25 protein-coding genes and 1 pseudogene are annotated in these 24,548 nt (G+C 68.1%); 15 read left to right on the top strand and 11 right to left on the bottom strand.

The features are described from left to right. Positions 1-25: 25 nt before the first annotated feature. The 6 genes from DIE22_RS21300 (at position 26) to DIE22_RS21275 (ending at position 4,519) form a co-directional block, all read left to right on the top strand. Positions 26-1,114, top strand: coding sequence for an extracellular solute-binding protein (locus DIE22_RS21300; protein WP_124606043.1), 1,089 nt, complete (start codon positions 26-28; stop codon positions 1,112-1,114). Between the two features lie 10 nt (positions 1,115-1,124). Further along, on the top strand, positions 1,125-1,955 hold the full coding sequence (locus DIE22_RS21295) for an ABC transporter permease (RefSeq protein WP_124497278.1): 831 nt from the start codon (positions 1,125-1,127) through the stop codon (positions 1,953-1,955). A gap of 70 nt (positions 1,956-2,025) precedes the next feature. Further along, positions 2,026-2,481: a TIGR00725 family protein gene (locus DIE22_RS21290; RefSeq protein WP_124606058.1), complete on the top strand. Its 456-nt coding sequence runs from the start codon at positions 2,026-2,028 to the stop codon at positions 2,479-2,481. 129 nt (positions 2,482-2,610) lie between these two features. Beyond that, positions 2,611-2,805, top strand: coding sequence for a YqaE/Pmp3 family membrane protein (locus tag DIE22_RS21285; protein ID WP_124606042.1), 195 nt, complete (start codon positions 2,611-2,613; stop codon positions 2,803-2,805). Between the two features lie 103 nt (positions 2,806-2,908). Continuing rightward, complete coding sequence (locus DIE22_RS21280; protein ID WP_124606041.1) at positions 2,909-4,216, top strand: type II toxin-antitoxin system HipA family toxin; 1,308 nt, start codon at positions 2,909-2,911, stop codon at positions 4,214-4,216. Between the two features lie 15 nt (positions 4,217-4,231). Beyond that, positions 4,232-4,519 (top strand): helix-turn-helix domain-containing protein, encoded by a 288-nt coding sequence (locus tag DIE22_RS21275; protein WP_124497276.1) that lies wholly within the window; start codon positions 4,232-4,234, stop codon positions 4,517-4,519. 90 nt (positions 4,520-4,609) lie between these two features. Here the strand turns inward: DIE22_RS21275 and DIE22_RS21270 are convergent, their stop codons facing one another. The 4 genes and pseudogenes from DIE22_RS21270 to DIE22_RS21255 form a co-directional block, all read right to left on the bottom strand. Beyond that, positions 4,610-4,789, bottom strand: a complete 180-nt coding sequence (locus tag DIE22_RS21270) for a hypothetical protein (RefSeq protein ID WP_124497275.1) — start codon at positions 4,787-4,789, stop codon at positions 4,610-4,612. Further along, positions 4,761-5,768, bottom strand: coding sequence for a cytochrome d ubiquinol oxidase subunit II (cydB, locus tag DIE22_RS21265; protein WP_124606040.1), 1,008 nt, complete (start codon positions 5,766-5,768; stop codon positions 4,761-4,763). The genes DIE22_RS21270 and cydB overlap by 29 nt, the downstream gene beginning before the upstream one ends. 29 nt (positions 5,769-5,797) lie before the next feature. Beyond that, entirely contained in the window at positions 5,798-7,219 is a 1,422-nt protein-coding gene (locus tag DIE22_RS21260) for a cytochrome ubiquinol oxidase subunit I (RefSeq protein WP_124497273.1), read from the bottom strand. A gap of 460 nt (positions 7,220-7,679) precedes the next feature. Beyond that, positions 7,680-8,419, bottom strand: a pseudogene (locus tag DIE22_RS21255) (zinc ribbon domain-containing protein). A 119-nt stretch (positions 8,420-8,538) separates the two neighbouring features. Between DIE22_RS21255 and ltaE the strand changes: the two are divergent. Further along, positions 8,539-9,552 carry a low-specificity L-threonine aldolase gene (gene ltaE, locus DIE22_RS21250; RefSeq protein WP_124606039.1) on the top strand — a complete coding sequence of 338 codons (1,014 nt, stop codon included), beginning with the start codon at positions 8,539-8,541 and terminating at the stop codon, positions 9,550-9,552. Between the two features lie 116 nt (positions 9,553-9,668). Here ltaE and DIE22_RS21245 read toward each other — a convergent pair whose 3' ends face one another. Next, a complete protein-coding gene (locus DIE22_RS21245) occupies positions 9,669-9,881 on the bottom strand; it encodes a DUF1059 domain-containing protein (protein ID WP_124497271.1) in 213 nt (70 codons plus the stop codon). A gap of 159 nt (positions 9,882-10,040) precedes the next feature. After that, the gene (locus tag DIE22_RS21240) at positions 10,041-10,946 is read right to left on the bottom strand and encodes an HTH-type transcriptional regulator ArgP (RefSeq protein ID WP_124497270.1); all 906 of its coding nucleotides are present in this window, start codon (positions 10,944-10,946) and stop codon (positions 10,041-10,043) included. Positions 10,947-11,185: 239 nt separating this feature from the next. On the opposite strand from DIE22_RS21240, the gene DIE22_RS21235 reads away from it, so the two are divergent. The 3 genes from DIE22_RS21235 to DIE22_RS21225 all read left to right on the top strand — a co-directional run bounded on the left by DIE22_RS21235 (position 11,186) and on the right by DIE22_RS21225 (position 13,813). Beyond that, entirely contained in the window at positions 11,186-11,839 is a 654-nt protein-coding gene (locus DIE22_RS21235) for a peroxiredoxin (protein WP_124497269.1), read from the top strand. Between the two features lie 117 nt (positions 11,840-11,956). Then, the gene (locus DIE22_RS21230) at positions 11,957-13,027 is read left to right on the top strand and encodes an MBL fold metallo-hydrolase (protein WP_124497313.1); all 1,071 of its coding nucleotides are present in this window, start codon (positions 11,957-11,959) and stop codon (positions 13,025-13,027) included. Positions 13,028-13,153: 126 nt separating this feature from the next. Beyond that, a complete protein-coding gene (locus DIE22_RS21225) occupies positions 13,154-13,813 on the top strand; it encodes a glutathione S-transferase family protein (RefSeq protein ID WP_124606038.1) in 660 nt (219 codons plus the stop codon). Positions 13,814-13,916: 103 nt separating this feature from the next. Here the strand turns inward: DIE22_RS21225 and DIE22_RS21220 are convergent, their stop codons facing one another. After that, a complete protein-coding gene (locus DIE22_RS21220) occupies positions 13,917-14,612 on the bottom strand; it encodes a phosphatase PAP2 family protein (protein ID WP_124606037.1) in 696 nt (231 codons plus the stop codon). Positions 14,613-15,039: 427 nt separating this feature from the next. Then, on the bottom strand, positions 15,040-16,272 hold the full coding sequence (locus DIE22_RS21215; protein ID WP_124497266.1) for an MFS transporter: 1,233 nt from the start codon (positions 16,270-16,272) through the stop codon (positions 15,040-15,042). Positions 16,273-16,372: 100 nt separating this feature from the next. Here DIE22_RS21215 and DIE22_RS21210 point away from each other — a divergent pair, with 100 nt between their 5' ends. Continuing rightward, complete coding sequence (locus DIE22_RS21210; protein WP_124497265.1) at positions 16,373-17,356, top strand: LysR family transcriptional regulator; 984 nt, start codon at positions 16,373-16,375, stop codon at positions 17,354-17,356. 18 nt (positions 17,357-17,374) lie between these two features. On the opposite strand, the gene DIE22_RS21205 is transcribed toward DIE22_RS21210, so the two are convergent. Then, positions 17,375-18,013: a 2-hydroxychromene-2-carboxylate isomerase gene (locus DIE22_RS21205; protein ID WP_124497264.1), complete on the bottom strand. Its 639-nt coding sequence runs from the start codon at positions 18,011-18,013 to the stop codon at positions 17,375-17,377. A 131-nt stretch (positions 18,014-18,144) separates the two neighbouring features. Beyond that, positions 18,145-18,966 carry an IclR family transcriptional regulator gene (locus DIE22_RS21200; RefSeq protein ID WP_124497263.1) on the bottom strand — a complete coding sequence of 274 codons (822 nt, stop codon included), beginning with the start codon at positions 18,964-18,966 and terminating at the stop codon, positions 18,145-18,147. Positions 18,967-19,140: 174 nt separating this feature from the next. On the opposite strand from DIE22_RS21200, the gene DIE22_RS21195 reads away from it, so the two are divergent. The 4 genes from DIE22_RS21195 to DIE22_RS21180 all read left to right on the top strand — a co-directional run bounded on the left by DIE22_RS21195 (position 19,141) and on the right by DIE22_RS21180 (position 23,940). Further along, a complete protein-coding gene (locus tag DIE22_RS21195; protein WP_124606036.1) occupies positions 19,141-20,127 on the top strand; it encodes a hydroxymethylglutaryl-CoA lyase in 987 nt (328 codons plus the stop codon). Beyond that, positions 20,124-21,428, top strand: coding sequence for a CaiB/BaiF CoA-transferase family protein (locus tag DIE22_RS21190; protein ID WP_124497261.1), 1,305 nt, complete (start codon positions 20,124-20,126; stop codon positions 21,426-21,428). Before DIE22_RS21195 ends, DIE22_RS21190 begins: the two co-directional genes overlap by 4 nt. An 81-nt stretch (positions 21,429-21,509) precedes the next feature. Next, positions 21,510-22,814: an MFS transporter gene (locus DIE22_RS21185; protein WP_124497260.1), complete on the top strand. Its 1,305-nt coding sequence runs from the start codon at positions 21,510-21,512 to the stop codon at positions 22,812-22,814. A gap of 1 nt (position 22,815) precedes the next feature. Beyond that, on the top strand, positions 22,816-23,940 hold the full coding sequence (locus tag DIE22_RS21180; RefSeq protein ID WP_124497259.1) for an amidohydrolase: 1,125 nt from the start codon (positions 22,816-22,818) through the stop codon (positions 23,938-23,940). A gap of 25 nt (positions 23,941-23,965) precedes the next feature. Here the strand turns inward: DIE22_RS21180 and DIE22_RS21175 are convergent, their stop codons facing one another. Further along, entirely contained in the window at positions 23,966-24,442 is a 477-nt protein-coding gene (locus DIE22_RS21175; protein WP_124497258.1) for an SRPBCC family protein, read from the bottom strand. Positions 24,443-24,548: the final 106 nt, after the last annotated feature.

Below are 24,548 nucleotides of genomic sequence, written 5' to 3'. Positions count from 1 at the left end.
CCCTTTCATTCAACGGAGATTTCCGATGCTTGCAGGCCAACCCCTTGTGAAGACCCTGCGTGCCGGCGTGCTGGCGCTGTGCGCGCTCGCGGCGCTGGCTGCCGCGCCGGCGCATGCCGCGCCGCTGTATCCGGGCGAGGACGCGCTGTATGCGAAGGCCGCCGACGAAGGGCTCGTCGTGTCGTTCGACACGGGCCCCGAATGGGCGAACTGGAAGGCGCTGTTCGCCGAGTTCCGCAAGCGCTATCCGAAGGTCGAGCTCACCTACAACGACATCGGCTCGGCCGCGACCGTGGTCGCGCTCGACAAGTCGCGCCGCCGTCCGCAGGCCGATACCGCGTACTACTTCGCCGCGTCGGCGCTCGATGCCGAGAGCAAGGACGTCGTCGCGCCGTTCAAGCCGGTCAACTTCGACAAGCTGCCCAACGTGTTCCGCTCGACGGACGGCCGCTGGTTCGCGGTGCACTCGCTGAACATCGCGTTCCTCGTCAACCGCAAGCTCGTGAAGAACGTGCCGCAGCGCTGGTCCGACCTGCTGAAGCCGGAGTATCGCAACGCCGTGGTCTATCTCGACCCGCGTTCGACCGGGCAGGGGCAGGTCGCCGTGTTCGCGGCCGCGTATGCGAATGGCGGCAGCGTCGAGAATCCGAAACCGGGCGCGGAATTCTTCGGCAAGCTCAAGAGCGCGGGCAACGTGCTGCGCGTCGAGGGCACGACGCCGTATGCGAAGTTCGTGAAGGGCGAGATTCCGATCCTGATCGGCTATGAGAACGACGGCCTGAAGGCGAAATACGTCGACGGCATGGGCGATGCGGCCGACGTCGTGATTCCGCAGGACGGCAGCGTGTCGGCGCCGTATGCGATGAGCCTCGTGAAGAACGGCCCGAACCCGTCCGCCGCGCAGCTCTGGCTCAACCTGGTGATGAGCGACGTCGGGCAGGCACTGTTCGCGCAGGGCTTCGTGCGGCCGGCCGTGCCCGGCACGCCGGTCGCGCCGGACGTCGCGGCGAAGCTGCCGAAGGCGCCGCAGGTGCGCCCGCTCGACGTGGCGAAGGCGGCGACGCGCAAGGCCGAGGTCGACCAGCTCTGGTCGCAGGCGACGCTCGGCAACTAAGGGGCGCGCGATGCAGACCTCCCTCGCGGAACGCGGCGCGCTGCGCCGCTTCGGCGCGGCCCCGGCGGCGGGTTTGCTGGCGGTGTGCTTCGTGCTGCCGCTCGCCGCGCTCGTCGGCTCGGCGTTCACGGACGGCGGCCGCGCATTCGGCGCGGTGCTGCGCGACCCGCTCGTCGCCGATGCGATCGCGCGGTCGCTGGCGCTGGCGGTCGGCGCCGGCACGCTGTCGGTCGGCGTGGGCGTGCCGGTCGCGTTCGCGCTGGCCGGGCAGTCGCCCGCCCGTCGCCACTGGACGCTCGCGCTGCTCGGCGTGCCGCTCGCGTTCTCCGGGCTGGTGATCGCGTACGGCTTCATCCTCGCGTTCGGCCGCGCCGGCTTCGTCACGACGCTGGCGGCGTCGCTGGGCGCGGACCCGAACGTGCTCGGCGGCGCGATCTACACGATGCCGGGGCTGGCGGTCGCCTATGCGTATTACCTGATTCCGCGGGTCGCGCTGATGATCTATCCGGCGCTCGCGAATCTCGACCGGCGGCCGCTCGAGGCGGCGCTGACGCTCGGCGCGCGGCCGTGGCGCGCGTGGCTCGACGTCGCGTGGCGCGAACTGTGGCCGTCGGTCGCGTCCGCATGGTGCCTCGTCACGGCGATCGCGCTCGGCACCTACGGCACGGCGCTCGCGCTGGCCGGCACGCAGATCAACATCCTGCCGCTGCTGATGTATCTGAAGCTGTCGGACGGGCAAACCGATTTCTCGCAGGCGGCCGTGCTGTCGATCGTGCTGACGGCGATCTGCACCTGCGTTCTTGCATTGGGGGAAGGCCTTGTTCGGCAACGACGTCATTGAGTGGTCGGAAGCGGCGCGCGACGCGCTCGCGCAACTCGCGCAGCGGCAGCGCGGCGCACGGCGGCATCGCATGCCGGTCGGTTTGATCGGCCCGCGCGACGCGACCGGCGAGCAGATGCGGGTCGCGGAGCGGGTCGCACAGGCGCTCGCGGCGACGGGCGTCGCCATCGTCGGCGGCGGCAAGCAGGGCGTGATGGAGGCGGCCGCGCGCGGCGCGCAGGCGGCCGGCGGGTGCGTGATCGGGCTGTTGCCGGAAGACGATGCTACGCACGCGAATCCGTATCTGAGCGTCGCGCTGCCGACCGGGCTCGGCATCACGCGCAACGCGCTGGTCGCGCGCGCGTCGCTGTGCCTGGTCGCGGTGGGCGGCGGGCTCGGCACGCTGTCCGAGATCGCGCTCGGGCTGCAATGGGGCAAGCCGGTGTTCACGATTTGCGACGCGCCGCAGGTGGCGGGCGTCGAGTGCTTCGACGAAGCGGATCCGCTCGTCGCGCGAGTCGCGCGGTGGCTCGCCGAATCGGCGTAGGCCGCGTCCCGCGCGATCGAAGGCCGGCCGTGTCCGCACGCACGTGGCGGCGCCGGGCTTGAAACGGAGCGCGCGACCCGCCATATTGGCTGCGCACGACCGTTCAACGATGCCTCCAGAGGATTCCCGATGCGCCTTTTGCTTGCCCTGCTGTTGCCGTGGTTCCAGTTCTTCACGATCGGCCGCCCGATCGCCGGCATCATCTGCCTGATCCTGCAAATCACGATCATCGGCTGGCTGCCTGCTGCGATCTGGTCGGTGTATGCGCTGAGCCAGTACAAGACCGATCGGAAGATCGAGGCGGCGCTGCGCGACCGGCGGTAGGCGGGGCTCACCGCGCCGACTCCACGGCGTGATTTTCATTTCGGCAGAAATTTATATAATTCACTGACACTCAGTGGCTTAATTTGTATAGATTTCTACCAAAATGATGGCTTCCTGCACGATCCAGCTTCACGCCGACGGAATCTGGCATGACGTCGGCGGCGTCACCCTGTTCGGCGAACCGGACGAAGGATGGCGCGCGCACGCGTATACGGGCTATGACGTCGAATGGATCGTCCGTCATCAGTCCGCTCGCGACGCGCGCGCGATGTCGTGCACCTTTCCGGTCGACCTCGAGCCGCTGGTCACGCCTCATTGGCCGGTGTTCCTGATCGATTTGCTGCCGCAAGGGTTCGGGCGCCAGGAACTGTTGCGCCACCTCGAACTCCCCGAAACGGCCGAGGAGCGCGCCGACTGGACGTTGCTGCTCGCGGGTGCCGGAAACTCGATCGGCAATTTGCGGGTCAAGGAAGCCGCGCAGTGGCTCGCCGAGCGCGGAGGGCCGCAGCAAGGATTTACGGACGACGATGTTGCTGCACGCGGCGACGCATTCAGCGAATATCTCGCCGAACACGGATTTTTCGTCGCAGGGGTGCAGGGCGAATGGCCGAAGCTGTTGCTGACGCGCGCCGACGACGGGCTGCTCTATCTCGATCACACGCTGCCCGACGAGCGCGCGGTCGAGCATTACATCGTCAAGTTCGGACGTGGCACGAACGAACGTCTTGCCCGGATCCTGCGGCACGAAGCGCCATACATGGCATTGGCTCAGCGCCTTGGCTTGCGCGTGCATGCGTCACTGATGCTGCGGGATCGGTCGTTGTTCATCCCGCGGTTCGATCGCGCGCGCAGCGGCGGGAGCGTCGTTCGGTTCGGGCAGGAAAGCATCGCTTCGTTGACCGGCAACGCAGGCTTCGGCGTCGTGCCGAGTCACGACGAGGTGTGTCGTCATCTCGTGCGTCGATGCACGGATCCCCAGACCGAGGTGGCCGAGTATCTGTGTCGCGATGTGGCGAACCTTGCGCTTGGCAACAAGGACAATCATGCGCGAAACACGGCACTGCAACGAGACTTCGACGGACGCATCGCCTTGACGCCGCTATACGATTTCGCGCCGATGTATCTTCATCCGGACGGCATTGCGCGCCGCATCCGTTGGGAAGGAAATGACGATGGCCGGCCTGACTGGGCGCGGGTGCTCGACGCTGTTGTCCGGTCAAGCGAACCGCAGGCGGGGGAGACGCACGTTGCGCTGGATCGTCACGCGTTGCAGACGCGTCTGCGCGCAATGGCGCCGCATTTGCAGGTCATCGCCGATTACGGTGTCGATCTCGGTCTGGAACACGACGTGCATGCCTTTCTGAAACCCGGTCTCGAGCGGCTTGCTCGCGAGCTCGACAGGCTGCGTTAGCGAGGACGCGACACCATGGACAAACGCTACAACGCGATGTCGCTTCCCGAACAGCTCGCGCTGCGGCGCCAGGCGATCGACGACGTTCTTGCGCATCCGGAATGGCCGTTGCACGAGTCGGTGCGTCATCTGAAGAAGACGATGCGGCTGACGAGCGCCGAAATGGCCAAGCTCGCCGGCGTATCGACGAAGACGATTCAGGATATCGAACAGGGTCGCAGCGACGGAACCGTCCAGACGATGAACCGCATATTCGGCATGCTGGGATTGAAGCTCGGCGTCGTGCGGCGCGCGCCGCAATAACGCCTGCCGTGGTGGCGGGAGCGGCGCATCCGTCGGTCGATCGACAGATGCGCGATGCGTCCGGAGAGGGGGGCCGGTGAGTCGCCCGGCCTACTTCACCGCAAACAGCGTCAGGTTCATGAAGATCTTGAACGCATAGCCGAGCGTGACGGCGCCGAGCACGCCGCCTGCCCACAGGATGACGAACCACATCCAGCCGCGCATCCGCGGCCGCGGCGCGTCGGGCTGGCGAGCGGCGGAATCAGTGGTGGTAGTAATGCTGGTCTTCATGGCGCACCTTGCCTCGGAATACCCAGTAACCCATCGTCGTGTAGGCGATGATGATCGGCAGGATAACCGCTGCGCCGACCAGCGTGAAGGTCTGGCTCGAACGCGGCGCCGCCGCTTCCCAGATCGTCATGGTCTGCGGAATCGCGTACGGGAACATCGTGACGAGCAGGCCGACGTAGCCGAGCAGCACGAGCGCCAGCGCGAGCATGAACGGCGTCATGTCGTGGCGGTCGCGCACCGCGCGATGCATCCACACCGCGCACCCGGCCACCAGGAACGGCACCGGCAGCAGGCGCCAGAACAGCCCCGAATCGAACCAGCGCTGCGCGATGGCCGGATCCTGCAGCGGCGTCCACAGGCTGACGACGGCGATGAAGCCGAGCAGCACGACCGTCAGCGGCCACACGACGCGATGCAGGCGGCGCTGCAGGTCGCCTTCCGTCTTCGCGACGAGCCAGCAGCAGCCGAGCAGCGCATAGGTCACGATCAGGCCGAGGCCCGTCAGCAGGCTGAACGGCGTGAGCCAGTCGAATGCGTCGCCCGCGAACACGCCGTCCTTCACGTTGATGCCCTGCAGGAACGCGCCGAGCGCGATCCCCTGGAACAGCGTCGCGCCGGCCGAACCGCCGATGAACGCGAGATCCCACAGCTGCTTCGTGCGCCGCGCCTTCGCGCGGATCTCGAACGACACGCCGCGGAAGATCAGGCACACCAGCATGAAGATCAGCGGCAGGTACAGTGCCGACAATACCGTCGAATAGACGATCGGGAACACCGCGAACAGCCCGGCGCCGCCGAGCACGAGCCACGTCTCGTTGCCGTCCCACACGGGCGCGACGGTGTTCATCATCAGGTCGCGTTCCTTCTCGTCCGGGAAGAACGGGAAGACGATGCCGATGCCGAGGTCGAAGCCGTCGAGCACGACGTACATGAAGAGCCCCAATGCGATGATCGCGGCCCAGATTACGGTGACGTCCATAGGTTTTCTCGTTTGCGAAATGGGTGGGCTCAGACGGTCTCGATCAGGTCGTCGACGGCGGACATCGGGCGGCGCGCGGTGTGATCGGGGCGTGTGTCGGGCGTGTCGTGTTGCGCGTCGTGCCTGACGTCGGGCAGCGCGGGGCCGGCCTTCATCAGCTTCAGCATGTAGTACACGCCGGTGCCGAACACGAGGAAATACACGATCACGAACGTCATCATCGACAGGCTGACCTGCTGCACCGACAGCGGCGACACGGCCTGCGCGGTGCGCATCACGCCATACACGACCCACGGCTGGCGGCCCGCTTCGGTCGTCACCCAGCCCGCGAGCAGCGACACGAAGCCGGTCGGGCCCATCACGAGCGCGAAGCGCTGGAACCACTTCGATTCATACAGGCTGCCGCGGCGGCGAAGGAACCACGCGAGCGCGGCGAGGCCGATCATCGCGAAGCCGAGGCCGACCATGATCCGGAAGCTCCAGAACACGACCGTCGAGTTCGGGCGGTCTTCCGGCGGGAAGTCCTTCAGCCCGCGGATCTCGCCGTCCCAGCTGTGCGTGAGGATCAGGCTGCCGAGGTGCGGCACCTTCACCGCGTAGCGGGTCGTTTCGGCCTGCATGTCCGGAATGCCGAACAGGTTGAGCGGGGTGCCGCCCTTCTCGGTTTCCCACAGCCCTTCGATCGCGGCGATCTTCGCGGGCTGGTGCTTCAGCGTGTTGATGCCGTGCTGGTCGCCGATCACGGCCTGCAGCGGCGCGAGCACCAGCAGCAGCCACAGCGCCATCGAGAACATCTTCTTCACGCCCTTGTCGCGGCGGCCCTTCAGCAGGTGCCATGCGCCCGTCGCGGCGACGACCAGCGCGGCGACGATGAACGCGGCGATCGCCATGTGGAACAGGCGGTACGGGAACGACGGGTTGAAGATGATCGCGAACCAGTTGGTCGGCACGACGCGGCCGTCGACGATCTCGAAGCCCTGCGGCGTCTGCATCCAGCTGTTCGACGCGAGGATCCAGAACGTCGAGATCAGCGTGCCGATCGCGACCATCAGCGTCGCGCCGAAGTGCGCGCGCGGGCTGACGCGATTCCAGCCGAACAGCATGATGCCGAGGAAGCCGGCTTCGAGAAAGAACGCGGTCATCACCTCGTACATCAGCAGCGGGCCGGTGACGGCGCCGGCGAAGCTCGAGAAGCCCGACCAGTTGGTGCCGAACTGATAGCTCATCACGACGCCGGAGACGACGCCCATCCCGAACGCGACCGCGAAGATCTTCGACCAGAACAGGCAGAGTGTCTTGTAGTACGGCTTGCCGGTCTTCAGCCAGCGATATTCGAGCACGGCGATGAAGCTGGCGAGGCCGATGCTCAGCGCCGGGAAGACGATGTGAAAGGAGACGGTGAACGCGAATTGCAGGCGGGCCAGATCGAGGGCCGAAAATGCGGAGTTCATACGAGTTGACCGAGGCTGACGATACCCGCCGGCGGGTGCCGGCGGACCCCGGCCGGTGGGGCGTCGGGGTTGGCGGGAGTATGGATCGCGATGTTGCGCCGCGAAATGTGCCAACTCGTCGCAGATGTCCAGTCCGCCGCGCGCCATTTCGGGATAAATCGTTGATTCGTATCAAGAACGCGGCTCGCGCCGCATGCGGCCGCGGCGTGGCGGCCTGCCGCACGTGCGGCAATATGGCGCGTCGCGTCATTCGAACGATGCGGCCGGCGCAACGAGGTCGGCGCACGCCGCGGTGTCGCCCGGCGTCCGGTCGGGCCGACGTCGGGTCGCCGCGGCGCGCATCCGGCCACCGGCAGGCGCTGCGCGAATTGCGTACACTCTGAGTCTCGTTTCGTCAGGGCCGGGCACATCGGTTCCGGTCCGCGTTTACTCAGGGCACGAAGTTGACGTCCTCCTCCGCCTAAAGGCGGAGGATTCCCACACCTGGCGATGCACGTCCGCATCGGAGAATGTTCAAAGCAGCATTGACGTCGCGATCATGCACGACACCACAGTCACTACAGACCCACTCTCTAGCAAGAAACGCTTATGGAGCGAGAACGGGTTGAACCTCGCAACCGAGGTCGTTCAAGCGCTTCAGCAAGCGCTGGATAGTTTTGCTCGTGTCGTGCCGGGTAAAGTGATCAGCGCCGAGATCGATTCCGACACCGGAACGGATCGGTCGGGCCTGAATATCGGGTATCTCGATCACGATGTTCAAGAACCAATGGCCGCGCGCATCCTGCGCAAAGTTGGTGCCGTCCTTGATCTTGCCTTCAGGAAGCGGGCGGCTGTTGAACACGCGGAAAGTGTTGCTGGCGAAGCGAAACGCGTCGCCCTCGCGCTTCAGGTCTCGGCCCTTCAGCGGCACCCAGCCCAGCGATTTCCTGCCGCGATAGCGCAGGTAAGGCCGACGGTGCTGACTGCGCGACTTCGCGTATTGCTCGCATGTCGCGTTGATCGTGCCGGAGTGGATACCGAGCGCCTTGCTGCTCCCGTCGTCAGCATGTTCAGATCGAATCCCGTCGGCCACTTCTTGCTCCACTTGAGCGCGTGCTTCTGCGTATCGTTGCAAAAGTTCCAGACATAGTTCACCGCACGGCTCTGCTTGCAAAGCAGTCCGTTGAGCGACCTCACCCGGTAGCGGTAGACAAGAATCATGCCGGTGATCCTAACCCGTGGAAGAAGCTGCCTGTCGACAGCACTCCTTTCCTTCCCGCCATCCGCCCCGAAGGAAGTCCCCTTGGGGGAAATGGCGGGGTTTCTCGGAGCAAATTCTGATGATCGATTTACGCAGCGATACCGTGACACGTCCGAGCCAGGCGATGCTGGCCGCGATGACTGCCGCCGAAGTCGGCGACGACGTATGGGGCGACGACCCGACCGTGCTGCGCCTGCAGGCGGTCGCGGCCGAGCGGGCCGGCAAGGAAGCCGGCCTGTTCTTCCCGAGCGGCACGCAGAGCAACCTGGCCGCGCTGATGGCCCATTGCGAACGCGGTGACGAATACATCGTCGGCCAGCTCGCGCACACCTACAAGTACGAAGGCGGCGGCGCGGCCGTGCTCGGCAGCATCCAGCCGCAGCCGATCGAGAACGCGCCCGACGGCACGCTGCCGCTCGCGAAGATCGCCGCGGCGATCAAGCCGATCGACAACCACTTCGCCCGCACGCGGCTGCTCGCGCTCGAAAACACGATCGGCGGCCAGGTATTGCCGGACGGCTATGTGCAGGAAGCCGTCGCGCTCGCGCGCAGCCGCGGGCTGGCCGCGCACCTCGACGGCGCGCGCGTGTGCAATGCGGCCGTCGCGTCGGGCTGTCCGATCGCGGAACTGTGCGCGCCGTTCGATACCGTGTCGATCTGTTTCTCGAAAGGGCTCGGCGCGCCGGTCGGTTCGGTGCTGGTCGGCCATCGTGCGCTGGTCGAGCGCGCGCAGCGCTGGCGCAAGGTGTTGGGCGGCGGGATGCGGCAGTCGGGCATCCTCGCGGCGGCCTGCCTGTATGCGCTCGACCACAACGTCGAACGGCTGGCCGACGATCACGCGAACGCCGCGCATCTCGCGGCAGGTCTGGCGCGCATCGAGCCGGTGAAGGTGCTGTCGCACGCGACGAACATGGTGTTCGCGCAATTTCCCGAAGCCGATTGCGCGCCGCTCGAGGCGTGGCTGAAGGAGCGCGGAATGCTCACGCAGATGCTGTATGCGTCGCGCTTCGTCACGCACTGCGACGTGTCGCGCGCGGACATCGACACCTTCATCGACGCGGTCGGCGCGTATTTCGCGCAGCGTCGCGCGTAAGGCGGAATGCGCCGGCCGGCGGGGGGGCACCGGCGCGATGTGGCGCGAAGCAGGAAGCGGAGAGGCGACGGGGGCGACGTGGCAACCCGTCCGTCGATATTGGCCGTGCCGGCGGATTACGCTTGCCGGGGCATGTCGGCGGGCGGCGTGCCGTCGCGGAATAGCGCCTTCAACTGCGTGCGCAGTTCGGCGCTGTCGGTGTGCTGGTGCACCGAGACCGCATGTTGCACGGCGGCCTCCAGCAGTTCGTTGTCGGAGTCGGCGGAAATCGCGACCGAGCAATTCATCGCGCTGGGAAACTCGCGGCAATCGATATAGCGGCGGGACATGATGTTCTCCTCACAGGAAAGGGAACGGCCGGATTTGCGTGATCGGCCGCGCGGCGCCTTCGCGAGGCCGATGGAAAAAGTATAGGCGGCGCGGCGGCGTTTCTCGCCGCCACGCTTACCGCACCGCGTGCCGCGTGGGCGATGTCGATCACCCGCGCGTCACGGCAGCGGCGCGAGCAACCGGCGCGCCGCTTCGACCACCCGCGCGGACAGCGACGCCATCGTCGGCGACTGCACGGTCCACGCGTGCCAGTACAGCGTGACGTCGGTCGGATGCACGGGCGCGAGATCGACGAGCCCTTGCGTGTCGAGCGGCGCGCTGCCGATCAGCGGCTCCGGCACCATCGCGTAGCCGAGCCCGTGCCGCACCGCAGCGAAATGCGCATGCGTGCCCGGCACGAAGTGGCACGGATACGCGCCTTCCGGCAACCCGAACTTCTCCTTCAGGAACGTTGACTGCAGCGTGTCGCGCCGCGAATACGCGACGACGGGCGCCTTGCGCGCGCTCGTGCGGTTCAGGCCGCGCGGAAACCAGCGCCCCGCGAACGCGGCGGCGGCGAGCAGCCGGTAGCGCATCGTGCCGAGCGGCGTCGCGACGCAGCCGCGCATCGGTTTCGGCTCGGTCGTCACGCAGCCGACGGCCATCCCGCTTTCGAGCAGTGCGAACGTGTGGTCCTGGTCCTCGACGATCAGCTCGAACAGGATGCGCTCGCCCGCGAGCACCGACGTCAGCGCGGGCAGGAACCAGGTGCCGAGGCTGTCGGAGTTCAGCGCGATCGTGACCGAGATCGGCGATTCGCGCTCGGTCGCGAGCGTGCTTTGCAGGTCGGCCTGCAGCAGCGCGACGCGGCGCAGGTGCTGCAGCACGCGCTGTCCGGCCACCGTCGGCCGGCACGGCCGCGTGCGCAGCACGAGCGGCGTGCCGAGGCTCGCCTCCAGCGCGCGGACCCGCTGCGTGACGGCGGACGCGGTCACGTGCAGGCGTGCGGCGGCCTGCTCGAAGCTGCCGGTGTCGGCGACGGCCAGCAGCGCGGCGGCTTGCTTCGGATCGATCGTCATCGACATGTCGATGGCATTCCTGTGAACGTAAGACGAGAGGCCGTAGTGTAAGGCAGCACGCGCCGCCGGCCCGACGCGGCCAATCGTCCCGCCGTCCACCGGCGGCGCGCGCATTTTGACCTACCCTATAGAAACGCGCGGCGCCCGGCCGGTGCCAGGCCGGCTTGCCGCGTGCGGACGATCGTGCGCCGCGCGGATGCCGCGGCGCGGGCGTCGTGACGATTCCCATTTGACGGAGGACGAACATGTCGATTCGACTAGGCGAGGACGCGCCCGATTTCACCGCGGAGACCACCGAGGGCACGATCCGTTTTCATGAATGGATCGGCGATCACTGGGCGATCCTGTTTTCCCATCCGAAGGACTTCACGCCGGTATGCACGACCGAGCTCGGCTACATGGCCGGGCTCAAGCCGGAATTCGACAAGCGCGACACGAAGATCATCGGGCTGTCGATCGATCCCGTCAGCGACCACCGGAAGTGGGTGGCGGACATCGCGGAAACGCAGGGCCATGCGGTCAACTATCCGCTGATCGGCGACGATGAACTGAAGGTCGCGAAGCTGTACGACATGATCCATCCGAACGCGAGCGGCGGCCCGCGCACCGCGGTCGACAACGCGACCGTGCGCTCGGTGTTCGTCATCGGGCCGGACAAGAAGGTCAAGGCGATGCTCGTCTATCCGATGAGCGCCGGTCGCAACTTCGACGAGGTGCTGCGCCTGCTCGACGCGCTGCAGCTCAACGCGCGGCATACGGTGGCGACGCCAGTCAACTGGAAGCCCGGCGACGATGTCATCATTCCGACCTCGGTGTCGGACGATGCGGCGAAGCAAAAATATCCGCAAGGCTTCCGGACGCTGAAGCCGTACCTGCGGTTCGTGCCGCAGCCGCACTGACGGCTCGGCCCGCATGCAACGGGGCGGCCCGCACGCCCGCGCGCCGGCGACGCGCGGTGCGCGGGCCGGACAACCAGAACGACAGTAGGCGTGAATAAGCGACGGAGCGACTTCGCGATGATCTTCCGGCAACTTTTCGACCCGCAATCGTCGACCTACACGTATCTGCTCGCCGACCGCGGATCGCGCGAAGCGCTGCTGATCGATCCCGTGTTCGAGCAGGTGCGCCGCGATGCGGCGCTGCTCGACGAACTCGGGCTGCGGCTCGTCGCGACCATCGACACGCACGTGCACGCCGATCACGTGACGGGTGCATGGCTGATGAAGCAGCGCACCGGCAGCGCGATCGCGATCTCGGCCGCGAGCGGCGCGCAGGGCGCCGACCGCTACCTGAACGACGGCGATCGCTGCACGTTCGGCACGCGCTACCTGACCGTGCGCGCGACGCCGGGCCATACGAGCGGCTGCATCAGCCTCGTGCTCGACGACGAATCGATGGCGTTCACCGGCGACTGCCTGCTGATTCGCGGCACCGGCCGCACCGACTTCCAGCAGGGCGACCCGCGCGCGCTGTATCGCGCGGTGCACGGCCGGCTCTTCACGCTGCCGGCCGCATGCCTGCTGTATCCCGCGCACGACTACCGCGGGTTGACGGTGACGAGCGTCGGCGAGGAACGGCGCTTCAACCCGCGCCTCGGCGGCGATCTCAGCGAAGACGATTTCGCCGGCTACATGCGCAACCTCGGGCTCGCGCATCCGCGCCAGATCGACGTGGCGGTGCCCGCGAACCTGCAGTGCGGCGTCGCCGAAAACGCGCCCGGCGCGCAGGTGACGGCCGACTGGGCGCCGCTCGTCTACACGTTCGCCGGGTTCTGGGAAATCGATCCGCAGTGGCTCGAGGATCACCTGCCGGCCGTGCAGGTCGTCGACGTGCGCGAACCGGACGAATTCGCAGGCCCGCTCGGCCACCTGCCCGGCGCGACGCCGATTCCGCTCGGCGAACTGGCCGCGCGTACCGGCGAGCTCGCGCGCGACCGGCCGATCGTGACCGTGTGCCGCGCCGGCGGCCGTTCCGCGCAGGCGACGGTGATCCTGCTGAAGGCCGGCTTCGATGCCGTCGCGAATCTCGGCGGCGGGATGCTGCGCTGGCGCGGCGAGGGGCGCGTCGTGATGGACGGCCGGTCGTAGCGGCGCGACGCCGCGCAACGAAAAAATGTTCGGACCGGTGTCGAATCGGCCAGGCGCCGTTCGTCGTCAGGTTATCCGATCACATGGCGCTGCATGACGCGGCGCCGACACCCGAGAGACCACGCGATGATGCCGATGCTTTACGCCCATCCCTTTTCGTCCTATTGCCAGAAGGTGCTGACTGCACTGTACGAGAACGGCACACCGTTCGAATATCGCGTGCTCGCGCACGACGATCCGAAGCCGATGCAGGAACTGGCCGCGCTGTGGCCGATGAAGCGCTTCCCGGTGCTCGTCGACGCGGGCCGCACCGTGATCGAGGCGACCATCATCGTCGAGTACCTCGACCTCTATCATCCGGGCCCCGTGCGGCTGGTGCCCGACGACCGGCGCGCGGCGCTGGAAGTGCGGACGATGGATCGTTTCTTCGACAACTACGTGTCGACGCCGCAGCAGAAGGTCGTGTACGATGCGCTGCGGCCGGAGCACGAGCGCGATGCGCGGGGCGTCGCCGATGCGCGTGCGATGCTCGAGACGTCGTACGCATGGCTGGACCGGACGATGGCCGATCGCGAATGGGCGGCCGGCGACCGCTTCAGCCTCGCCGACTGCGGCGCGGCGCCGTTCCTGTTCTACGCGGACTGGACGCACCGGATCGATCCGTCGTTCTCGAACGTGATCGCGTATCGCCGGCGCCTGCTTGCGCGGCCGTCGTTCGCGCGGGCGGTCGACGAAGCGCGGCCGTATCGTTCGTTCTTCCCGCTCGGCGCGCCCGATCGCGACTGACGGGCGCGGCCGCGCGCGCGGGGCGCGATGCCGCCGCGCAGGGCCGGCAGCGTGTGCCCGGGCGGCGTGACGACAGCAGCGGATGCATCGCGGCGCCGTCCCGTTACATCGTCGTGTGCTTGACCGACTGCGCGAGCGTCAGCAGTTCGTCGAACTGCGTGATCAGCTCGAAGCACAGCAGGAACGCGAGCGTATAGGCCGGCGCGGGGAAGCGCCGGATCGCCGCCAGCACCTGCGGCGCGAAGCGCGACCGGATCGCATCGCGCGTCAGCAGCCATGCAATGGCGATGCCGATCGCGGCACCGGCGATCAGGTCGGTCGGGTAGTGATAGCCGAGATACGCGCGCGGCACGCAGATGAACACGACCGCATACAGTAGCGCGAGCACGCCGGCGCGGCGCGCGATGATGAAGATACCCATCGCGATCGCCATCCACAGCATTGCGTGATCGCTTGGAAACGAACTCCAGGCCTGCAGCGTGGCCGCACGCAGTTCCTCGGACGGGAAGTGCAGGTGCAGGTCGGGGTTGTAGATCGGCCGCACGCGGAACGGCAGGACTTTCGCGAGCAACCGGCCGACCGCGAGTGCGACAAGCCCGCTCGCGACCGTCGCGATGACCAGCTCGCGTTGCCGTTCGCGCTCCGGTCCCGGCTGGAACCATAGCCAGCACAGCACGGGGATGAGCACGAAGCCCTTGAACGTATAGAGGCCGGCGATCACGCGGATCGCATGTTTCATCAGCGGTCCGAACGTGATGTGGGTGAGGAAGATCTGGATCGTGGTGTCGAAATTGTTCATGTTCTGCGACCTCGGCGGACACGTGGCGCATGACATGCGGCCGGCAAGGATCAGGAAGCGCGCTCGCACTGGAGCGCAATGGGGGGCAAGTATGTCATCGGTAATTTCGAAGAAAATGGGAAAAAATACCGGGAATCCCCTGATAAAACGCGATTTCCGCGTGGGGCCGGATGGGGGAGGACCGTGCGGCGCGGCCATGTCGAATCCTCTGACGGTTGTGCGAGGATGCTTCCGTGCCGGCGAAAAATAATCGGTTGAACTAGGCAATTCGTCGAACCGTCGCACACCTTGCACCGGATGACCGGATGCGTCCCGCGTCTCGCACGGATCTGCCGCGCTGCGCCGGGCCGCGCAGCACCGAAAGAAAATAAAAGAAAAGGCGGGCAAGCCCTGCGGCCTGCCCGCCCCGCATGCGCGATGCCGGGCCTTACCGGCGCCACATGCGCACGGCCAGCGCGGCCAGCGACGTCGCCACGGCCAGCACGATCACCGCATTCCAGCCCAGTTGCGCGAGCAATGAACTGCCGAGCGCGGCACCGGCCGCCATCCCGATGAACATGCCGACGAACAGCACCGCGTTGAGGCGGCTGCGCGACGCAGGGTCGATCCGGTAGACGATCGCCTGGTGCGCGATCAGCGTGGCCTGCACCCCGAGATCGAAGCCGATCGTCGCGGCCGCGAGCAGCGCGAGTTGCGCATGCGGCGTCATCAGCGGCGCGGCGGCCATCGCGGCGAACGACACGGTCGCGATCCCGATGCCGACCTGCGTGACGCGCTCCGGACCGTGGTGATCGGCGAGGCGTCCGGCAATGGGCGCGGCCAGTGCGCCGGCAGCGCCTGCCAGGCCGAATGCGCCGGCGGCTGCGCTGCCGAGGTGGAACGGCGCGCCGTGCAGCATCACCGCGAGCGTCGACCAGAACGCGCTGAACCCGACCGCCAGCAGCCCTTGCGCGAACGCGGCGCGGCGTAGCGCCGGATGGCGGCGCCACAGTTCGCCGAGCGACCCGATCAGCGCGCGGTACGACAACTGCGTGGTCGGCTCGAAGCGCGGCAGCCCGCGTGCGGCCACGACGCCGATGGCGGCGACGCTGGCGGCCGCGAGCGCGAACATCACGCGCCAGCCGGCCGTTTCCGCCACGAAGCCTGCGACGACGCGCGACAGCAGGATGCCGAGCAGCAGCCCCGTCATCACCGTGCCGACGATGCGGCCGCGATGCGTGTCGTGCGCGAGTGTCGCGGCGGCCGGCACGACGTCCTGCGCCATCGTCGCGGTCAGGCCGATCGCGAAGCTCGCGGCCAGCAGCAGCCCGAGCGACGGCGCGACCGCCGCGAGCAGCAACGAGACGACCAGCGCGGCGGCTTTCGTCACGATCACCCGGCGCCGGTCGAAGCGGTCGCCGAGCGGCGCGAGCAGCAGGATGCCGAGCGCATAGCCGAGCTGCGTGAGCGTCGGCACGAAGCCGATCGCGCGTGCCGACGCGCCGAGATCGGGCCCGAGCGCGGCGAGCATCGGCTGCGCATAGTAGAGCGGCGCGACGCCGAGACCGGCTGCCGCGGCGAGCAGCAGCACGAGCCGGCGATCGGGCATCGAGGAGGCGGCCGCGCGGGCCGGTGCATGGGCCGCGCGGGGCGCGGCGTCGAGACGGGTCGGAGTGGACATCGCGTACATCCTTGTTCGGGTAACGGATGGACGCGAGTGTGCCGACCGGCGGCCGGCCACGGTAGTGCCGTCCGTCGAAGATTTGTTATACGCTTGGCGAATGACTGAAAAAATCCCCGCTTCGCCCGCTACTGGCGGCTCTCCGCGCGTTCAGGCGGTGCCGGTCGACGGCGCCGGCTATCGTTTCGAGCTGATGGAAACCTTCGTGCGCATAGTCGAGGCAGGCAGCCTGTCGGCCGCCGCCGCGCAGCTGCACACGACGCAGCCGACCATCAGCCGGCGGCTGCAGGCGCTCGAACGCTCGCTCGGGATGCGGCTGCTGCAGCGGACGACCCATGCGATGCGGCTGACCGTCGACGGCGAGCGCTGCTTCACGCGCGCGAAGGAACTGCTCGCGAACTGGGCGGCGTTCGAGGCCGACCTGCGCGGCGCGCAGGAGGAGCCCGACGGCCTGTTGCGCGTCGCGGTGCCGCATGCGTTCGGGCAGGAGCGTTTCGTCGCGCCGCTTGCGCAGTACCTGCGCGAGTATCCGCGCGTCTCGGTGGAATGGCTGCTGCAGGACGAGGTGCGCGATTTCGTCGGCAGCGGGATCGACTGCGCGATCCAGGTGGGCGAGCCGACCGATCCGGGCGTGGTCGCGATCCGGCTGTCGAAGGTGCCGCGCTTCGTGGTGGCCGCACCGTCCGTGCTGAACGGCGCGGATGCGCCCGCCGATCCCGACGCGCTCGCCGCGTTGCCGTGGCTCGCGCTGCGCACGTATTACCGGACCGAGTTGACGTTGACGCACGCCGTCACGGGCGACACGCGACGCATCGCGATCCGGCCGCGCATCACGACCGCGAATCTCTACGCGCTGCGCAGCGCGGCGCTGCTCGGGGTCGGCGCGTGCGTCGGTTCGTCCTGGATGCTGGCGGACCATCTCGCGCGCGGCGAGCTCGTGCATCTCGCGCCCGACTGGCAGGCCGCGCCGTTGCCGGTCTACCTGACCTACCCGCACGCGCAGTTCTATCCGTCGCGGCTCGTGCGTTTCGTCGCGATGATGCGCGAGGCCGTGCCGCCGCTCGTCGAAGGGCGCGACACGTGAGCGCCGTCGCGTGCAGCGTCAGCCGCGCCGGATGCCTTCGGGCAGCGCGCTGATGCGACGCACTTCAGGCGAGTCGAGCCACGCGCGGGACGTCGCGCAGTCGACGAACATGTCGGTCGCATCGTCGCCCCAGAAGAGGTCGCCGTCGAGTTCGAAGGTCGGCACGCCGAACACGCCGTGCGCGATCGCCTGATCGGTGTTCGCGCGCAGTGCATCCTTCACCGGCTGCGCTTCGACGGCCGTCACGCCTTCGGGAAAACCGACCGCCTCGCACAGCGCGGCGAAGCCGTCCGGCGTCGACACGTCCTGGCCGTCGCGCCAGATGTGCCGGAAGATCCGCCGGATCGCATCGGGCGAGCTGCCCATCGCGATCGCGAGACGCAGCGGCCGGATCGGGTTGAACGGGTGCGCGGGCGGCATCCGGAATGGAATGCCGAGCTTGTCCGCGCGGTATTGCGCGTGGCGATAGGTGAAGATGCGCTTCGCCGCGATCTCGGCCGGCGCTTTCTGGCCCCAGTGCGCGAGCAGCGCGCCAAGCACGATCGGCTTCGGCGCGTATGCGGCGGCAGGCGGTAGTTGATCGAACCGTTCCTGCTGCAGGTAGGCGAACGGCGAAACGAAATCGAAATACCAGGTGGCGGTGCGCGCTGCGTTCATCGAGGGGGTTCCCTTCCACGTGTCCGGACGGCAGTTGTGTATCGCGCCGGGCGGCGCGGTGCAGGTGTTGGTGGGCAGTGTCGCATGCGGCCGCCTTTTGCGCTGTCGCGCCGCCGGACGCGCGTGGCCGGCTAGGGCTGCGCGGTATCGTCCGCCGCCGCCGCGAACCGCGCGAGACTGTCGCGCACGGCCGGCGCGTCGTAGCGCGCGCCTGCGCCACCGAGCGCGACGGTCGCCTTCTGCGCGAGCGGCAACAGCATCGCGAGCGCCGCGGCCATCGCCGGCGCGGCGGCAAGCCGCGATTTCGGGCCGGACACCGTCAGCGCGCCGACGCAATCGCCGGCTGCGCCGAACACCGGCGCGGACGCCGACGCCGTCTCCGGGTCGCGCTCGCCGTACGACGCGGCCCACAACTGTTCGCGGACGTCGTCCCACCGTGCATCGTGCGGGTCGGTGAACGCGAGCAGCACTTTCCCGGACGCCCCCTGGCGAACCGGAAACTCCTCGCCGACCCGGATCGACACACGCACCGTGCGCGAGGGTTCGACGCGGTAGAGCACCGAGCGCATGTCGCCATGCCGGACGTAGAACGATGCCGTTTCGCCGAGTTCTCGGCTCAGCGTCTCGAGCAGCGGTTCGACGACCGGGCCGACCCGGAACGAGCGTTGATACAGCGCGGCCAGCCGCAACGGCTCGTGTCCGACCGCGTACTGGCCGTCGTCGAGCTTGCGCACGAAGCCGCCGTGCTCGAGCGCGGCGAGCAGGCGCAGGATCGTGCTCTTGTACAGCCCGGTGCGGCGCGACAGTTCCGCGAGCGACAGCCGGTCGTCGGTGGGTCCGAACGCATGGAGGATCGCGAACGCGCGATCGAGGACGGCGACGCCGCTGGAGGTTTCGGCCGACGAATCGGGCGCTTCGTCGGTGTGATCTGCGGGAGTCGAGGTCGGGGGCACGGCTTGCGGTTCCTTGGGGTGGCGGTCGATCGACTATATCGTTCTGTCTGACAGAACTCAAGTTCCAAAAAATCGCAATTTCACGGGTATACCCCGCTTACGTCACGTTCGATGCGCCTCTAAAGTTCCGTCAAACAGAACGATGTTCTTCTAGATAGAACTTTGAGGTGTCGAATGAGCGTTTCCGAATATCCGAAGGTGCGGGTCAGCGAAGTCGGGCCGCGTGACGGCCTGCAGAGCATCAAGGCCGTGATGCCGACGGCCGGCAAGTTGCGCTGGATCGCCGCGCTTGCGGCGGCCGGCTTGCGCGAGATCGAGGTCGGGTCGTTCGTGCCCGCGCGGCTGTTGCCGCAGATGGCCGACGTGCGCGAAGTCGTCGCGCATGCGCTGGCGATTCCCGGGTTGCACGTCGCCGCGCTGGCGCCGAACCTGCGCGGCGCCGAAAGCGCGTTCGACGCGGGCGTCCACAAGCTGACGCTGCCGGTGTCGGTGACCGAGGCGCACTCGCTGGCGAACATCCGCAAGACGCCGGCGCAGATGATCGACGAGGTGCGCGCGATCGTCGCGCTGCGCGATGCACGGTTTCCGTCGGTGCAGATCGAGGCGGGCGTGTCGGTCGCGTTCGGCTGCACGATCGCGGGCGCCGTCAGCGACGACGAGACGATCGCGATGGCGGTCGCGATGGCCGAATGCGGCGTCGACGAGATCGGGCTCTCCGATACGAGCGGCTATGCGAACCCGGCGCAGGTGCGCCGGCTGTTCATGCGCCTGCGGCGCGAAGTCGGCGACAAGGCCGGCGGCGCGCACTTCCACAACACCCGCGGGCAGGGGCTCGCCAATGTCGTCGCGGCGCTCGACGCCGGCGTGACGACGATCGACGCGAGCCAGGGCGGCCTGGGCGGCTGCCCGTACGCGCCGGGCGCGACCGGCAACATCGTCACCGAGGATCTCGTATTCCTGCTGGAGTCGATGGGGTACGACACGGGCGTCGACGTGGACGCGCTGCTCGCCGCGCGCGCGATCCTGCACGCGGCGCTGCCGGCCGAGGCGCTGTACGGCCATGTGCCGGACGCGGGGCTGCCGAAGGGTTTCCGATATGCGGCCGGCCGGGTGCCGACCGCGGCCCAGCCGGAAGGCTGCCTCGCGGGAGTCGCGCAATGAACGATCGCCAACCGGCTTCGCCGCTGCCGTACGAAGGCGTGCGCGTGATCGAGATGACGCACATGGTGATGGGTCCGACCTGCGGGATGCTGCTCGCGGATCTCGGCGCGGAAGTCATCAAGATCGAACCGATCGCGGGCGACAGCACGCGCGCGCTGCGCGGTTCCGGCGCGGGCTTCTTCGGGATGTTCAACCGCAACAAGAAGAGCCTCGCGGTCGACGTGAAGGATCCGCGCGGGCTCGAGATCGTGCGGCGGCTCGTCGCGACCGCGGACGTCTTCAGCGAGAACTTCAAGAGCGGCACGATGGACCGGCTCGGCCTCGGCTATCCGGCGCTGTCCGCGCTGAATCCGCGCCTGGTGTACGTGTCGCACAAGGGCTTCCTGCCCGGGCCGTACGAACATCGCACCGCGCTCGACGAAGTGGTGCAGATGATGGGCGGCCTCGCGTACATGACGGGCCCCGAAGGCCGGCCGTTGCGTGCGGGCTCGAGCGTGAACGACATCATGGGCGGGATGTTCGGCGCGATCGGCGCGATGGCCGCGCTCGCGCAGCGCGAACGCACCGGCCGCGGCCAGCAGGTGCAGAGTTCGCTGTTCGAGAACAACGTGTTCCTCGTCGCGCAGCACATGATGCAGTTCGCGGTGACGGGGCAGGCCGCGTCGCCGATGCCGAGCCGGATCTCCGCGTGGGCCGTCTACGACGTGTTCTCCGTCAAGGACGGCGAACAGATCTTTCTCGCGGTCGTGTCGGACACGCAGTGGGCGCTGTTTTGCGACGCGTTCGGCTTCGCCGCGCTGAAGGACGACGCGCGCCTCGCCACGAACAACCTGCGCGTGCAGGCCCGCGACTGGCTGCTGCCTGAACTGCGTGCGCGGCTCGCCGCGCATTCGGCGGCGGAGATCGGCGCGACGTTCGAATCGATCGGCTTGCCGTATGCGCCGATCACGAAGCCGCAGGACCTGTTCGACGATCCGCACCTGCTCGCCACCGGCGGCCTCGAAGCCGTGACGCTGCCGGCCGACGCGAGCAGCGCCGGCCGGCCGGTCGACACCCGTACCGCGCTGCTGCCGCTCACGCTCGCGGGCGAGCGCCTGCGGCTGCGTTCGGCACCGCCCGCGCTCGGTCAGGACACCTGCGCGCTGCTCGGCGAGCTCGGCTATACGCCGGACGACGCGCGGGCGCTGATCGAAGCGGGCGTCGTCGCGGGGCGGCACGGACACGGTGCGGACGGGCTGCCGCCGGGCGTGACGGGCTTACCGGGCGATACGCCGTCGCCGAACGAAGTGGCGAGCGCGTAGCGCCGCCGCGATCCATCGAACGAACAAGGCATCCCGCCCGCGATCGCGCGGGCGCGGACTGCCGCATCCACGGAGACAACCATGACATCCGCTTCCCCGGCGCTGGCCGCCGATCGCGAGACCGACGCGTCGATCGAGCAACGGGCCGTGCGCAAGGCCGCGTGGCGCTTCATTCCGCTGCTCGCGCTCGCGTACTTCTTCAATTATCTCGACCGCACGAGCGTCGGGTTCGCGGCGCTGACGATGAACCGCGATCTCGGCCTGACCGCGACGCAGTTCGGCTGGGGCGCGGGGATCATGTTCGCGGGCTATTGCGTGTTCGAAGTGCCGAGCAATCTCGCGCTGTATCGCTTCGGCGCGCGGCGCTGGCTCGCGCGCATCATGATCACGTGGGGGCTGATGGCGGCGGCGACCGCGCTCGCGACGGGGCCGACCAGTTTTTATGCGATCCGGCTGCTGCTCGGCATCGGCGAGGCCGGCTTCTTTCCGGGCGTGATCTTTTTCCTCGCGGTGTGGTTTCCGGCGAGCTATCGCACGCGCGTGCTTGCCTGGTTCACGGTGTCGACACCGCTGTCGTCGCTGATCGGCGGTCCGCTGTCGACCTGGCTGCTGCAACTCGACGGCGCGCTCGGCCTGGCAGGCTGGAAGTGGATGTTCATCGTCGAAGGGCTGCCCGCGTGCGCGCTCGGCTTTTTCGTGCTGAAGCTCCTGTCCGACTCCCCGGCCACGGCTGCCTGGCTGTCGGACGACGAGCGTGCGGCGCTGCAGCGTGCGTTCGAGCGCGAAGGCGCCGCCGGCCGCAAGAAGCGCTTCGGCGTCGCGCTGCGAGACGTGCGCGTGTACCTGCTCGCGCTGATCTCGTTCGGCTTCACGATGGGCTCGTACGGCATCGGCATCTGGCTGCCGCAAATGCTGAAGGCGCACGGGATGTCGACGATGCAGACCGGCTGGCTGTCCGCGGTACCTTACTTCTTCGCGACGGTCGCGCTGCTGTGGTGGGCGAAGCGGGTGGACCGGCGCGGCGGCCCGGTCGCGAACCTGGCGATCGGATTGTTCATCGGCGCGGTGGCGCTCGGCGTGTCGACCCATTTCCTGACGCTCGGGCCCGCGCTCGTCGGCATCACGCTCGCGCTGATCGGCACGATTGCCGGACGTACGATCTTCTACACGCTGCCTTCGCGCTTCCTGTCCGGCCAGGCAGCGGCCGGCGGCCTGGCGCTGATCAATTCGATCGGCGCGCTCGGCGGATTCGCGGGCCCTTATCTCGTCGGCTACCTGAAGGACAGCTTCGGCACCTTCACGGCCGGCATGCTCGGCCTCGCGATCGTCCTGGCGATCACGACGCTGCTGACGCTGTCGCTGTACGCGTTCGACCGGAGCGAATGACATGACGATTTCGATCAAACGACGCCGGTTGCTCGGCGCGGCCGCCGCCACGCTCGCGCTCCCGGCATTGGCCGACACGCGCCCGCCGGCTGAAAACGGAGCTTCCCGCATGACGACGCAAAGCAACTATCTCGCGGTACGAAACGACTGGCTGGCCTCCGCGCTCGAACCCGCACTCGAGCCGGATCTGCCGATCGTCGATGCGCATCACCACTTCTACGAGCGGCCGGGCTGGATCTATATGCTCGACGACTATCTGCAGGATGCGCGGTCGGGCCACAACATCCAGGCTTCCGTCTACATGCAGGCGCTGACGCGCTATCGCGATGCGGGGCCGGCCGAACTGAAGCCGGTCGGCGAGACGGCTTACATCGCCGGCGCGACCGCGCCGCTTCAGCAGAGCGGTCCGGCCGTCGCGAAAGGCATCGTTGGGCATGCGGACCTGCGGCTCGGCGAGCGTGTGCGCGACGTGCTCGAAGCGCATCTCGACGCGGGGCGCGGACGCTTTCGCGGCGTTCGGCACCTGAGCACGTGGGATGCCGATCCGTCGCTCGCGAATCCGCTGTCGGCGGTGCCGCGCGGGTTGCTGCTCGATCCCGCGTACCGGGCCGGTGTCGCGCAGCTCGCGCCGCTCGGACTGTCGTACGACGCGTGGCTGTTCTTCCCTCAATTGCCCGAGCTGTTCGACCTGGCGAAGGCGAACCCCGACACGCGGATCGTCGTCAATCACTGCGGCGGTGTCGTGCGGATCGCGAGCTATGCGGACCAGCGGCCGGAAGTGTTCCAGCGCTGGTCGGCGTCGATGCGCGAACTCGCGCAACTGCCGAACGTATTCGTGAAGGTGGGTGGCCTCGGCATGCGGATCAACGGGTTCGATTTCGAGAAGGGCGCGCGGCCGCCGTCGTCCGAACAGCTCGCCGATGCATGGAAGCCGTGGATGCATACGTGCATCGACGCGTTCGGCGCCGAGCGCTGCATGTTCGAGAGCAATTTCCCGGTCGACAAGGGCTCGTATTCGTACGTGAACGGCTGGAACGCGTTCAAGCGGCTGACCGCGCACGCCAGCCCGAACGAGCGCGACGCGCTGTTCCGCGGGACCGTCTCGCACGTGTACCGGCTCGGCTGACGCGTATCGCGCGCGTCGCGTGGCTCTAGCCCGTCTCCACCAGCGCCGCGAGCCGGGCGAGCGCCATGCACCAGCCGGTCTCGTTGTCGGCGGCCGGCACGCCCGGCGGCACGCCGTCGTGCACTGCATCGACGCGCGTGCCGCCTGCTTCGTCGGACAGCGTGATCGTGATCGTCATGGCGCCGCGCAGCATCGGATCGTCGGTTTCGAACACGTCGATTTCGACGATCCGCTCGTCGGGCACGAGCGTCACGAAGCGGCCGTGATAGGTGTCGGTGTGCGCGGTGGTCTTGCCGGTGCCGTCCGACGGTTCGTCGTAGCTCAGCGACACGCGCAGCGCGCCGCCTTCGCGCGCGTCATAGGCGTCGACGCGGCACGTCATGCCGTCGGGCACCTTCCATTGTTCGACCGCGCGCGGGTCGAGCAGCGCGCGGTAGACGCGCCCGCGCGGCGCGTTCAGGTGCCGGCTGACCCGGGTCGAATGCGTGTGCATGTGCAGCATGTCGCCTCCCGCGGAGCGCGCGCGACGGTGCACGCCGGATGCCGGCGTGTCGTCACGCTTCCTTCAGGAATCCTAGGCGCGCGCGCGGCGGCATGCAATCGGACCG

Source organism: Burkholderia sp. Bp9142, from assembly GCF_003853415.1.
In the GTDB taxonomy this organism is placed as follows: Bacteria; Pseudomonadota; Gammaproteobacteria; order Burkholderiales; family Burkholderiaceae; genus Burkholderia.
This window is presented reverse-complemented; position numbering and strand designations above follow the sequence as displayed.